Source organism: Methanomicrobium sp., from assembly GCF_055145805.1.
Genome location: NZ_JBSREC010000048.1, coordinates 1 through 13,365, shown reverse-complemented (window position 1 = coordinate 13,365; position 13,365 = coordinate 1). Strand labels below are relative to the sequence as shown.

Below are 13,365 nucleotides of genomic sequence, written 5' to 3'. Positions count from 1 at the left end.
TCACCCCGGCAGGGATGGGATGATTTATCTTTTTTACAGACAGATTTATTTTGGCGGTCGGGCCTGGGGTGCTGTGATAATTATTTCGGGTCTGGCTGCCGCCTTTTTCGTCTGTCTTTTCCTCTCTCGATTCTACAAGACACCAGATGCCAGCTTCAAGCATTACTTTGCCTATTTTTCCATAAGCGGGATACTGCTTTTCAAAGGCTTCGATGTCTTCCTTTGTTACTTTTCTCGGTTTTTTCTGCATGGTCTCACCTAATTCTGATGATTTTTTCCAGCTGTTCGTTTGTGTGTCGTTTAGAAAATCCGCGGGGATCTGGTCATCACTAAAAGAATTTTAAAATCCCGGTCGTCACTTTTCCCGGCATTTCCCAACGCACAATTATTCTGTCTTTGTTGGAGGATTTAAAGTTTAGGGGGGGAGTCTGGAGGTGAGATCAGAAGATAATAATTGCATATTATTATTGAATTCACAAAAGTTCGGTTTTTTATCTATTTTAAAAAATCAGTAAACAATAAAAACCGGTTTCTTTTTTACATAATGCCTGAAAATTATTAGAAAGTATCCTATCTTACTTTCAGATTTAGTATATTGAACAAGTATAACAATTTTCTTTAAATAAAATGGGGGGAAATAAGATAGCCACTCCGTCCTTATCATATTTGGGGGGGGTGATAAGGCGAAACTGACTAATCAGAGGTAGGTTAGGGAGCAAATAAACGTTTTGATTTTGATTTGTCAGCGAATTACAATTTTAGCTTTGTAAAGACATTTAAATAAAACAATTAACTAAAAAATCCTATTTTCCATTAAATGTACAGATTATCTTATTTTACAGAATAAAAAAAATTCAGTTTAGAATTATCTCAAGCTCAGAGAGACGTGCTCTTTTCGCATCCAAAAGCCTGACTATTTCGGAGAGTTCCCCTTTATCCTCTATCGATGAATCCGTCTTCATCACCTTGTAAAGACAGTCAAGCATCTTACGAAGTACCCGGACATTATTACAAAGCCGGGCATATTCACTCACAACTGCCTCATCTGCACCGGACTTTCGGGCATTTTCACACTTTTTCGCAATATCATTCTCTTCAGCAAAAAATCCGCTGATAAGTCCCTCAAATTCTTTCATACGGAGAGGCTTCATAGCAAATCCGTTCAAAAGCCCCTCATAACCAATAATCTCCTGTGGAAGAGGAATCTTTCCGGTGAGGACAATGACAGGAACATTTTTGGTGTGGATATTATTCCGTATCAGACTAAGGACCTCCCATCCGCTCATTGGCTCCATCATTATATCAAGAATTACAAGATCCGGTGTCTTCTCTGCAAGGACTTTTAAGGCATCACTACCATTATCCGCCAGCCTTACAGAAAAACCCCTATTCTCTAACAATTCCCTATAAAGACAGAGGATATCGGCAGTGTCATCTACCAGCAGAATATCTTTCATTTTTATCTCTCCTCCATTTTGTTCTCTGTATCCTCTATACCAATCCCATAATTACCCTTTAAAAAATCCCAGACCTTTTTTGACCGAACCCATCCGGCATCAAGCATCGAGATTATATCATTAATTATTCTGACCTGCTCAAATATTTTTTCAGATGATTCAGGGCATTTAAGATCCACAATTCCGGCAATAACAGCAAGCGGGTTTCTGATCTGATCATTTAAGGTTGCAAGCTGCTCTAAATTCTCCTCTATCTGAGTCAAAGCTGCTTTTTCACGATTCTCCGCCTCTACTCTCTCAGTTATGTCACGTATTATTGAAACCCGTCCTGTAAGATTTCCTGCCGAATCATATAAAGGAGTTACTGAATGTTCGGTTGGAAATATGGTGCCGTCTTTTCGCTTCATCAGAAATTCAAACCGGGGGACCGGCTCATGCTTTTTTAGATAAGGGGAGACATGACTGTGAAAACTCTTAAGTGACGCATTATCAACATGCAGGAAATCTGTCGTCTGTCCTGTCATCTCCTTTCGGCTGTAGCCGAATAATGATATGGCTGCCTCATTTACTGCCTGAATAGAGCCGGGGTAGCCATCAACGACGAAAGCAGCATCCTGAATTGACTCAAATGTCCGCAGGAAAAGTTCCTTTTCACGTTTAATTTCATCCTGCGTATTTTTCTGATCCGTCACATCCCAGACCATTGAGATCACCATGCCTTTTTTGGGGAGCGGTATATTTCTCGCATTGATAAAAGTGGTCTCTTCTCCTGCACGGGTTATTGGAATCTCCTCCCAGTGCATCTTTTCAGGATCTCCGCTTTCACAGTCTTTTAAAACCCTTTTTTTGATCTCTTCCCTGAAAATCGGGTCCTTATAGACAATATCCCAGAATGAATCAGGTTTCTCAAGCTCTTCTGCTGTTATATGGTAATAATTCAGAAAATTCTGGTTGAAATATTCAAAGTTCACTTCCGGTTTTACTGAGTTAACAGCAATTCCAACGGGTATATTGTCAAGCACAGTCCTGATATAAGCCTCATTTTCCTTAAGCATCTCCTGACCTTGCACGATTTCATCAAGCTGCTGTCTGAGCTCCTCTTCTGCGGCTGCAAGCTCTTCATTCTTTCTTTTGAGTTCTTCCTCGGCTTTTCTGCGATCAGTTATGTCCCGGATAAGTGCTATTACCTCATCCTCAAGGTACGGTATTATGCGTGCTTCATAATATGAGAGCCCTTTGGGAAGAGTAAGGGCATATTCAACCCTCTCCATTTCTTTTGTATCCAGTGCGGACCGTGTTTTTTTCATCAAAAAGACTCCGAGTTCTCCCGGAATTACCTCAGTTAAAACCCTGCCAAGGCTCTCTGATTTGGGCGCAAGCAGAAGCCTCTCATCCGGTGCCCTGATATCAGTTATTGTTCCATCCCTTTTGCAGCGGATTAGAATGTCCGGGATGGCGTCGATAATATGACGGTTTAAATCCTCTATCTTTTTAAGACTCTCTCCGGCCCTTATCCGGTCAGTAATATCCCTGATAACTCCCCCCACTCCTGTTTTTTTATCGGCAATTTCAAGAGGAAATTTTATTGTTTCAAAAATCCGGTCGCCGACAATCTCTTCAGATATTACCTTTTTTCCTGTTTGAAGGGTTTTTTCATCCGATTCAAGGCATTTCCTGGCAGAATCCGGATTCATCAGGTCAGAATCTGTCTTATAGAGCATCTCCTTTTTAGAACGCCCGAAAAAATTCTGGACTGCATCATTTGTGATAATATATCTCAGTTTCTCATCCTTGACAAACATCAGATCAGAATGCGAATAAAAAAAGGACTTGATCAAAGTTTCACTCCTGCTTTTTGAAACCACGAATTTTATTCTGCCGGAGAGTTCAGCAAACTCTGCTTTCGGATCGCCCTTCTTCTGAAGATAAAAATCAGCACCACTGTTGAGTGCCTCAATGACGGCGTCCTCGTGACCTTTTCCTGTGAAGATGATAAATGGTGTATTGTCCCCTTTTTCACGGAAATTGCGGAGTAAGTGTAGACAATCACATTCTTTTAACCGGAAATCTGATATGATTGCGTCAAAAGATTTTGTTGACATTAATTCTGCCGCATCCGCTGCATTTCCACAGATTGTAACCGCGAAATCCCCGCTATGTTCAAGAAATGTTTTCCCTGTTTTTAGAAATAAAGGATCGTCATCTATGTAAAAGACAGATAGTTTTCCTTCACTACCGGTCACAGCATATTTATCGTTTATTTTATCTCCTTTCATCAGAAGCAGGCCCTCATAAAACTAATAGTATTGAATTTATAAAAAATAGTCCTCCTCATTTACTATTGTCCTACTTTCATACCTCACGCCTCCCTCCTAAAAACCAAAAAACCCCAACCATATTTTCCCATGACTATCACACTTCCCGATCCAATAACTGAGTGCAGCGGTAATCCCCGGAATCGCAGGTGCAGCCCTTGTAGCTGCAAAAAGTTCTCAGGTCCGTCGTGCAGGTTTTTCATGCCGGGGTTTTATACGCCGAAAAACGGCCGTTAAAAAAAAGAGAATTTATTCCTCTCCACCTTCAGCTCCTAACTGAATGAAATAATGAGAACAGTCAGATGTATAACACAGACCCTTAATGCCCGCATAACATATTTTTTATTTCAGAAATCGTAATAATACCTTACCGGAAAAAGCTTAAACACATATTAAGTTGAAAACTCAAAACAGGTGAGATAAGAACATATGAAATTCAGAGTTATCATAGAAATGGACGAAGATGGAATCTTTGTCGCCGAATGCCCGTCCCTTCCGGGCTGCATATCTCAGGGAAAAACCAGAACCGAAGCACTTGAAAATATAAAAGACGCTGCAAAAGGGTACCTTGAAAGCTTAAAGAAGCATAATGAACCAATCCCTCCGTCAATATATGAAGAAACTGTAGAGATAACTGCCTGATATATGCCAAAATTACCTGTATTATCTTACCTTGAAGTAATAAAGGCACTTAATAAAATAGGTTATAATATCGACCATCAGACCGGCAGCCATATTATCCTGAGGCAGGACAAAGAACCCTATCGAAGGCTTACTATTCCAAACCACAAAGAAATTTCAAAAGGAACAATTAATAGCATCATCAGGCAGGCAGGACTTACAAGAGATGAATTTTTAAATTTATTATAACCTTAAAAACCCGGAAATTAAAAATGCTGATGAAGTTTAACCAAAAGCCACATCCATCCGTGTGATGTAGATCTCCCCGTGAAACCGTGACTGTATCTCCTGCGGAGATGCAGTTTCAAAAAAGAGCTCTAATGTCTCATGAAGGTTTTTGGGAACTTCATATTGCTCTTCAAACAGAATTTACACAATCCTTAGATATTTACAGAAAGACAGCCCCTTCAGGCATACCGCTTCGGGTATGCCCAGGGGGCAGGATAACGACAATTTAAATCTCAAATGTGGAGATCTTTGAAAATCAAGGATTTGTGCCAGACCACCTGAATAAGAAGGATAATTTTTTCAGAATAATTATAGCAGATATTAATCAGTCAAGAGACAAAGAAAAAAACATGGATCAAAAATTCTGTCAGCACTATAAAGGAGACTGTTATCCTCCGACAAACAGGTATTGCAGAAACTGTCAGGAAGCTGATTTGGCCTGCAACAAACTGTGGCAGGCGGTTGTTGATCTATCCAACTCAGAGAACGGCGGCCCTGTAATCCTGCCTGAAACACGTGCTGTCATGTACCCAAACCCGAAAAACTGGAGTATAGTTCACCTTAAAATCAACGTCAAATGGAATCTGTCAAAAGAGGATTATTTGCACTATATATCAACCGGACATGCCAGGATGGGCAGAAAAGAAGAGAGACTTGATCCCTTTGTCTCACCAAGTCTTACAAGACAGGAGCCATACGTTCATTCAATAACCAAAATGTTAGGCGGAATAAATAATCCTTTGATTCGGGATGTATTAAAAAATCAGAAATATAAACAAGATTAAAAAAAGAGAAAATTCATCTTATCTAAAATCCGCTTTTCTTCATATACGCTTCTATCCTCTCCCCGACATTCTCCTTCAGATTTTCATAAAATATCGCATAGTCATACATATGATAAATCCCCTTAGGGAATGTTACACTTGTTGCGGGAAGTTCCTCAGGATTTGATATCTCAGTAATTACAAGTGCATTTCCGACAACCTGAGCCGCCGCAAAATTAGGATGCCTGTCAGGTTTTTCCGGACGTTCATGCTTGAAAAACGCCGCTCCGGCATTCAGAGACGCCGGTGCAAATTCATTGTCCGTCTTCCAGTTAAGAGGATTAACTACAAAAGTTCCCGGAATAATGGTCGGACCCTCTTTTTCCTTATCCTTCTCATCTGAAATCGTATTGTAAGCAATAAAACAACCCGTGTCAGCTGCATTTTCACTTATTCGCATAAGCGGATTTATCTTTAAATCAGACGGCGTTATTGAATATCCTATCGTATATGCACAAATAAGTCTTTTTAATGATTCCAGATCCCCGGTCAGAAGCTCTCCTGCCTTTGAAAGCTCAACCACCCTCACAGACCCCTGACTGTGTGCGGCAAGAATTATCGGCCGCTCTCCCTTATTGAAATTTTTCAGAAAATAGTCAAATGCCCTGATAAGATCATTCTGGCCCAGATCAAATATTGGTCTGGCAGCTGTCAGCATCAGGGGATTGATTTTGACATTGTTCTGCCTGTAATAAGGTGCATAGATATTTGCCTGTCCGTCGAAAATGCTTGCCTGTTCAACAATAGTCCACTCTGCTTTTTTTCTGAGTTCCGGATCCTTAATATCCATAAGATAAGTTGAATCATCCGACAGAATGGTAGGATAAACCCAGAAAACATCAACAGGCTGTCTGTCACTGCAAAAATGTGCAGGCATGGAAAGCCAGCTCTCGGGACTTTCATAATCCGGAGCTTTTGGTATATCTTTATCAGGATCAAAAGGCGGCAAATTAACAGGGAAACCCAGTTTTTGCCCGCGTAAATCTTCAGGCTTATTTAAATCCCCGTCTTTTTTTATTGATGCCAGTGTATTACAGCAGGCAAAAATTGCAGATGCTGCAAGTAAAAGAAGCGGACTTATGTATAATATAATAATTATCCCTCCAAAATATCTGTTTTCTACAATTAGCTTATAATTACAAAGAATTTTATATTTTTTGATATTTTCCTGCGACAAATAAATATGAAATTTTCAGAAAAAATCTCCTGATTAGAATAGCAGGTCATTCAGGCGGAAAATATCTCTCCGCCACATCAAGTATCAGCCCCTCAATTGCCACAGCTTCATCATCTTCAAATATGCACCTGCCCTGCTCCCAAACCCATTTTTCCTCACCGCTTTTAGTGATAATCCGGTATAAAAGCTGAAACTGCCTGTGCCTGCCCAGACTTTCCTGAACCGTATCCCACACCTTCTTTTTGTCATCCGGATGGATTATTGAGTTATAAGAAAGTTCTGAATTATTTATTAAAGCCTCAGGTGTATAGCCTGTTAAACCCTCACATCCTGCACTGACAAACAGCATAGTCCAGTCGGGAACGTTTAAACAGCGGTATGCAAAACCGGGAAGATTGTCCATCATTCCCTCAAGCATACGTTCCTTCTCCAAAAGTGCAGATTCTGCCTTTTTCATCCGGGAAATATCCCTGATAGACTCAATTGCACCGGTGATTTTACCGTCCGTCCCGTATAAGGGGGACGCCTTTATCCAGAGATATGCACCTTTTCCACCATAAAGTGAAGGAGCATAAATCTCGGATTTTAGCTTGTCGCCTTCCTGAATTATTCTGTATCTGTCATTTGCCTTAACAGCCCCCGGATTTATTATGTGATTTATCAAAACCGGCTTTGGTTTGCCCATAAAAGGAACAGAGTATGCATAATTGTCTTTACCGACAATATCCTCCCTTTTAACCCAGGTCATCTTCTCAATAGCCAGATTCCACTCAATCACAACTCCCTGATTGTCAATGGCAAATGTCGCTTCAGGCAAAAATTCAATTATTTCGGAAAGACGTCTGTTTGACTCCTCAATCTTTCTTTCCGAGCTTTTTAACATAACTGCTTTTTTTATGGAGTTTAAAAGCTCTGCAAACTGTGATTTGGGATCTCCGCCTTTTTGTATATAGTAGTCAGCACCTTCATTTAGCGCTTCGATTACAACATCTTCCCTGCCTTTTCCAGTGAAAATTATGAACGGAATCCTGTCCCCGTGGCTGCGTATCTCTTTTAGGAGTTCTATTCCGTTCATACCCGGCATCTCATAATCAGAGACAACTGCATCAAACTCCACGGAAGTAATCATATTAAGTGCCTCTTCACCGGAAATTGCTGATTTAACCTCTATCTCTCCGGATCTTTCAAGGAATATACCGGTTATATCCAGAATTGCCGGTTCGTCATCAACAAGAAGCAGGGATATCATAGGATAAAAGCTTTATAGCGCACTTTAAGACTTTATATTTATCCGTTAAAATTTTGCCCGGCAAAAAAACGTATTGGATAAGATATATGCAGATAAAACGGATGATTTTTAAAAACCCACTACCCTCAACAATCAAAAAGAAAAGAAAACCAGGGAGTTGCTGTTTTACTTCTTCCTGTAGATATTAAGCCCGATCTTTATCTCCTCATCTCCCGGAATGGATATGTTTCCCTCGGTTGACGCAACCGTTATCGACTTTCCGGATTTTGATTCTCCAAAATCCTTTGAAAGATCCACCTTTATTGTAAGAATACTGCCTTCGGTTGTCATTTCAATATTTTTCATAACTTTCTATGAGTACATTTATTCATATAAATACTCGGCATGGAGTGCGAAAGTAAAAATTATTCAGACCATTTTATCCGATAAAACATCGCATTAGAAAAAAGGCAGACTATGAAACATGATGAAAGCCCGCAGCTACTTAGAACACTTACACTTCCCGAAGTTACCCTTTCCGGAATCGGTGTGATTTTAGGAGCAGGAATATATGCCCTCATAGGAGAGGCGGCAGCAATGTCAGGAAATGCCCTCTGGCTTTCATTTACACTTTCATCATTAATAGCTGCATTTACAGGTCTTTCCTACATGGAACTTTCATCAATGTTTCCATCCGCAGGAGCAGAATATGAATATACAAAAAATTCATTCGGCCCTAAAATTGCATTTGTCATAGGAATGCTTGTGATACTCTCAGGCATTCTCGGCGCATCAACAGTAGCCCTTGGATTTGCAGGATACTTAAACGGTTTTTTTGAGATCCCTGTTCTTTTTGCCGCCCTTATTCTTCTGGTTACACTCTCCCTGATACTTGTAATCGGAATTAAGCAGTCAACAAAGGTGGCAATAATCTGCACCATAATTGAGGCAGGAGGTCTTGTGGGAATTGTGTTAATTGGTCTTCCATATATCGGGAGTGTTGATTATCTTGCAATGCCGCTTGGATTTGCAGGGGTTTTTCAGGCATCAGCTCTCCTCTTCTTTGCATACCAGGGCTTTGAAGAGATAGTCAAATTATCAGAAGAGACAGTTGAGCCGGAAAAAAATATCCCTAAAGGTCTGATTCTGGCAGTAATTGTCACAATCATTCTCTATATTGCAGTATCCATATCAATTGTAAGTATAGCAGGATGGGAGGAGATCGCAGGTTCACCCAATCCGTTTGCAAAGATTGCAGGATTCGCATTTCCGGGCGGATACTCTGTTTTCACAGTAATAGCACTCTTTGCAACCGCAAACACCGTCCTTCTGATGCTTCTTTCAGGCTCAAGAATCATGTACGGGATGGCAAAGAAAAACAGACTGCCAAAGAGCATTGGCAAAATCAGTGCAAAAAGAAAAACACCGGTCGTTGCAATTGCCTTATCCTGCTTAATCTCAATATTATTTCTTGGATTCGGAGACATCAGCGATATTGCATATATTACAAACTTTACTCTTTTTGTAACATTTGCTGTGATAAATGCCGCTGTTATTGCACTCAGGTTTCAGATTCCCGATTTCAAGCGTCCTTTTAAAGTCCCTGGTTCTGTCAGAAATGTCCCCTTGATCCCAATAGCGGGACTTGTTACATGCCTTTTCTTCTTATCAAAGCTTGATATGAGAATTATGGCAATTGGTCTTGTAATAGTAATAATCCTGTTCATACTGGGCATTGTCTTTCATGAAAAAACATGAAAATTCCGGCACCCGGAAATATCACAGATAAAAAAAGTCTGAAAAATATTAATTCAGGTTTTCCCTGACATCATTATCAGATTCAGGTATTTTATTTAGTGAAACCTCACTTTTTACCTCGTCCGGTAACCACACAGTCCTCTGCGGGAACGGAACCTGAATTCCTTCTGCCTCAATTGCAACTTTAATCTTCCATAAAAGCTCTGTTCTCACATCCCACCACACTGAAGACGGGGCCCAGATTCTCACGCAGATATTTACACCGTTATCTCCAAGCTGATCTACATAAACAGACGGTTCCGGGCTTTTTAAGGCGAAAGGATGCGTTTGTATAACTTTCTTTATTATTTTTATTGCTAAATCGGCATCATCCTCATACCGGATTCCGACAATATACTCAAATCTTCGGGCAACATGCGCAACATAATTTTTGATATCAGAGATAAACATCGTCTGATTTGGAATCCTTGTGTAAACCCCGTCATAAGTTTTAATGACTGTTGATAAAATCTGAATGTCCTCAACTGTTCCCATAGTGTCACCAATACCGACATTATCCCCGATTTTAATCGGTCTTTCAAAAAAGAGAATCATCCCGGAAATTACGTTTGAGAAGAAACTCTGGCCTGCAATACCGATTACAATTGCAAAAACCCCTCCCGCAACAAAAAGACCGGAAAGATCAACTACTTTTATATATGGAAGTGCGATTAAAAACCCGAAAATTATAATCAGCAATGAAACAATTTTCCCTATTAATTCCCTGTCGCTTGTTGGAATTTTATCTGAAATCCGCCGTTTTAGTCTTAAAGATACAATCTTTGCAATAATTATGGAAATTAGAATTATCACCAAAAACATTATAATATCAGCAGTTGTCACTCCGCTGGTAGTCAGAGGCTGATATAGTACAACGGAGATAAAATCAATCATATCCAAACTCCATTAAGTAATATCTTTTTATTGCAGGTATCCTGCGTGCAAAGTAAAGTTCAGTGGACTTTTCCATGCCAACAACAAGAGGGACATTTAAAAACTCAGTCTCAGCTGTTTTTTTAGGATAAATCTTCATCTGGGCAACCATTGAAACCTGCTCTTCGTCATAATAAATTTTCATCCCGTAACTGTCAAATACAGACTTTGAAACCGACGCAATATCACTTTCAGGATTGATAACCGTCAGTGACATGACCCCTTCTTTCATGTTGTCAATATTTGGAATCTCCCTGAATATACGACTTTTATGATACCTTACAATCACCCCCCCGGTCGGACTTCCGTACAGGGAATGCCTTGCAGATACCTTTGAAAAAATATCAACAACTTCCATACTTTTGCCGGATTCCAGAAATACGCCAATCTCTACAGGAAATGTTATGTAATACAGATATTTTGATTCAGGCGGAATCAGAATTCTGTCAAATTCAATCTCCAGATATTTGGTTATGGACTTGGGAAGATTTACAGGTTCTACAGGATTTATATGTATTTTGCCGTTAGGATCTGATATTAAAGCCTCATATTTTTCATTGCAGCATTCACGTTTGTATGAAAAGATTCCGTTATTTTCCGATATGTCTATTATTACGCCGTTTCTTTCCAGATGAAAAGGATAGCTGTGTATTCCGTACATCACTGAAGAATAAAGATACTGTATTGCTGATATACTTTTTCAGAGGACTGTCCTTTCCTTCATATGCCTTTTCAGACAGGACACCAGTTTTTTTACATCCTCTTCTTTTGTATCAAAAGAACACATCCACCTGACAATACCACGTTCATCATCCACAATATAAAAAGGAAATTCTGCAAGGATTTTTGGAATTATATCCTTTGGAACATATGCAAAGACGCCATTTGTACTGGCCGGATAAGCGAGGGAAATGCCATTTATTTTTGATATCTCATCTGCAAGAATTGCTGCCATATTATTTGCATTTACAGCATTTTTCTTCCAGAGATCTGCCTTTAAAAACGCTGTAAACTGCGCAGAAATATATCTCATTTTTGAGATGAGTTGTGTGGACTGCTTTCGGAAGTACTCAAAATCCTCTGCAATATCATTTCTGAAAAATACCACAGCCTCTCCAAACATCATCCCGTTTTTTGTCCCTCCAAATGAAATGACATCAACACCTAAATCCCGCGTAAATTCCCTAAACGAAAGATCAAGAGCTACTGCCGCATTTGAAATCCTTGCTCCGTCCATATGCACAAACATTTTGTTATCATGGGCAAACTCACATATCTGCCGGATTTCATCTGCAGAATAAAGTGTACCAAGCTCAGTAGGCTGTGTTATGCTGATAACAGCAGGCTGTGAATTGTGCACATCACCCCTTCCCTTTATACAGGATTTAATCATATCAACAGTTATTTTTCCATCTTCAGCCGGAATGTCTGTTATCCTGCATCCGGAAAATTTTCCGAAAGCATTGCATTCATCAATATTGATATGAGCAGTATCTGCACAGATTATTGAATTATAGGATTTTGTTATAGCTGATAAGGCACAGACATTTGCCCCCGTTCCGTTTATCAGAAAATATACCCATGAATTCTCACCGAAATGCTTCAAAAATATTTGTTTTGCCTCCAGAGTAAAAGGGTCATCACCATATCCAATCACATAGGATGAATTGGCATCAGATAACGCCTGCATTATCTCCGGATGAACACCTGAATTATTATCACTTGCAAAACTGTGACTGTATTTTTTTTCTGCATCGAAATTCATTTGAAACAGTCCATTTATCTGATTTTAATCATTTAAAATTCATCTGTATTCAGAACAGAAATCTGATCAATAGTCATTAATAAAATAACCTCAATTCTTTTTTATTTCATAATACCTTTTTAAAATGAATAATATTTCAAAACAGAGCTATATCAGAAATAAACGATGCTAAAAAAAAACAAACCAAATATGTTAATTTAATATTTCACATTTGAATCATGTGGAACGAAATATTATCTATGATCTTATTATTCTCCTGGAAAAAAGATCAATACATCCAAGAGCAATGGCAGCCGAGCTGGAAACATCCCCTACAACAGTAAGCAGAAAACTTACTATTCTTGAAAAAGACAATGTGATTGACTATGTTATCGAAGGAAAAAACAAAAAATATCACCTGAAAAATACTGTGGAAGCAAAATGTCTTGTAATAATGAGCGAATATTACGCTCTTTCAAGAGCTGTCAAATATTACCCTAATTTAAGAAAACTCATATCTATAATATCAGAAAATCCCAATATTGGAATGGCGATCCTTTACGGAATCAACCCTTACGACAAACCTCTCAAAAACGGGGATATAAATCTTTACATAGAAACCGATGACCAGAAAATAAAATATGAAATTGAGAAATTCAATAAAAAAATAAAAGTCAAAACCGGCAAATGGGACTCATATAATCTACATGTAAAAGAGACTATAAACTATCATCTCGTCCTTAAAGGAATTGAAAAATATATAAAGGTCGCAAAATTATTCTAAACCTTTTTTTCCAAATTCAACTAAATAAAAAAATTCCAAAAAAAACCAATTAAAAAATCCAAACTTAAGTTTAGACGGACACGAAAATGCTCCCGCATTTTTTCATTTTCACTTCGTTCAAATTCCCGAAGAACTCACATATCACAGTAAAATATCTGACATCAGAAGAAAAAATATACTTAACAGTAACAATAAAA

At 39.0% G+C, this 13,365-nt stretch carries 14 protein-coding genes; 5 read left to right on the top strand and 9 right to left on the bottom strand.

The genetic code is table 11. From position 1 onward, the window contains the following. The 3 genes from ACTB1O_RS03680 to ACTB1O_RS03670 form a co-directional block, all read right to left on the bottom strand. Nucleotides 1–250 (bottom strand): hypothetical protein (locus ACTB1O_RS03680; RefSeq protein WP_462993786.1); only part of this gene is annotated, 250 nt, incomplete at its 3' end. 604 nt (nt 251–854) lie between these two features. After that, a complete protein-coding gene (locus ACTB1O_RS03675; RefSeq protein ID WP_278100087.1) occupies nt 855–1,457 on the bottom strand; it encodes a response regulator in 603 nt (200 codons plus the stop codon). A gap of 2 nt (nt 1,458–1,459) precedes the next feature. Next, nucleotides 1,460–3,733 carry a PAS domain-containing protein gene (locus tag ACTB1O_RS03670; protein ID WP_462993785.1) on the bottom strand — a complete coding sequence of 758 codons (2,274 nt, stop codon included), beginning with the start codon at nt 3,731–3,733 and terminating at the stop codon, nt 1,460–1,462. Between the two features lie 468 nt (nt 3,734–4,201). Here ACTB1O_RS03670 and ACTB1O_RS03665 point away from each other — a divergent pair, with 468 nt between their 5' ends. The 3 genes from ACTB1O_RS03665 to ACTB1O_RS03655 all read left to right on the top strand — a co-directional run bounded on the left by ACTB1O_RS03665 (nt 4,202) and on the right by ACTB1O_RS03655 (nt 5,466). After that, the gene (locus tag ACTB1O_RS03665; protein WP_278100085.1) at nt 4,202–4,414 is read left to right on the top strand and encodes a type II toxin-antitoxin system HicB family antitoxin; all 213 of its coding nucleotides are present in this window, start codon (nt 4,202–4,204) and stop codon (nt 4,412–4,414) included. 3 nt (nt 4,415–4,417) lie between these two features. Beyond that, a complete protein-coding gene (locus tag ACTB1O_RS03660; protein ID WP_462993784.1) occupies nt 4,418–4,642 on the top strand; it encodes a type II toxin-antitoxin system HicA family toxin in 225 nt (74 codons plus the stop codon). A 389-nt stretch (nt 4,643–5,031) separates the two neighbouring features. Beyond that, complete coding sequence (locus ACTB1O_RS03655; protein ID WP_462993783.1) at nt 5,032–5,466, top strand: hypothetical protein; 435 nt, start codon at nt 5,032–5,034, stop codon at nt 5,464–5,466. Between the two features lie 22 nt (nt 5,467–5,488). Here the strand turns inward: ACTB1O_RS03655 and ACTB1O_RS03650 are convergent, their stop codons facing one another. The 3 genes from ACTB1O_RS03650 to ACTB1O_RS03640 form a co-directional block, all read right to left on the bottom strand. Next, nucleotides 5,489–6,682, bottom strand: a complete 1,194-nt coding sequence (locus ACTB1O_RS03650) for a DUF3089 domain-containing protein (protein WP_462993782.1) — start codon at nt 6,680–6,682, stop codon at nt 5,489–5,491. A gap of 46 nt (nt 6,683–6,728) precedes the next feature. Then, a complete protein-coding gene (locus tag ACTB1O_RS03645; RefSeq protein ID WP_462993781.1) occupies nt 6,729–7,931 on the bottom strand; it encodes a PAS domain-containing protein in 1,203 nt (400 codons plus the stop codon). A 165-nt stretch (nt 7,932–8,096) separates the two neighbouring features. Then, nucleotides 8,097–8,276, bottom strand: a complete 180-nt coding sequence (locus tag ACTB1O_RS03640) for a hypothetical protein (RefSeq protein ID WP_462993780.1) — start codon at nt 8,274–8,276, stop codon at nt 8,097–8,099. Between the two features lie 111 nt (nt 8,277–8,387). Here ACTB1O_RS03640 and ACTB1O_RS03635 point away from each other — a divergent pair, with 111 nt between their 5' ends. Further along, entirely contained in the window at nt 8,388–9,668 is a 1,281-nt protein-coding gene (locus ACTB1O_RS03635) for an APC family permease (RefSeq protein ID WP_462993779.1), read from the top strand. Between the two features lie 48 nt (nt 9,669–9,716). On the opposite strand, the gene ACTB1O_RS03630 is transcribed toward ACTB1O_RS03635, so the two are convergent. The 3 genes from ACTB1O_RS03630 to ACTB1O_RS03620 are packed head-to-tail and all read right to left on the bottom strand — an operon-like array spanning nt 9,717 to nt 12,405. Then, nucleotides 9,717–10,601: a mechanosensitive ion channel family protein gene (locus ACTB1O_RS03630; protein WP_462993778.1), complete on the bottom strand. Its 885-nt coding sequence runs from the start codon at nt 10,599–10,601 to the stop codon at nt 9,717–9,719. Further along, nucleotides 10,594–11,301: a DUF432 domain-containing protein gene (locus ACTB1O_RS03625; RefSeq protein WP_462993787.1), complete on the bottom strand. Its 708-nt coding sequence runs from the start codon at nt 11,299–11,301 to the stop codon at nt 10,594–10,596. Before ACTB1O_RS03625 ends, ACTB1O_RS03630 begins: the two co-directional genes overlap by 8 nt. A 39-nt stretch (nt 11,302–11,340) precedes the next feature. Then, nucleotides 11,341–12,405 (bottom strand): threonine aldolase family protein, encoded by a 1,065-nt coding sequence (locus ACTB1O_RS03620; RefSeq protein WP_462993777.1) that lies wholly within the window; start codon nt 12,403–12,405, stop codon nt 11,341–11,343. Between the two features lie 220 nt (nt 12,406–12,625). Between ACTB1O_RS03620 and ACTB1O_RS03615 the strand changes: the two genes are divergently transcribed. Further along, complete coding sequence (locus tag ACTB1O_RS03615; RefSeq protein WP_462993776.1) at nt 12,626–13,168, top strand: nucleotidyltransferase domain-containing protein; 543 nt, start codon at nt 12,626–12,628, stop codon at nt 13,166–13,168. Nucleotides 13,169–13,365 lie beyond the last annotated feature (197 nt).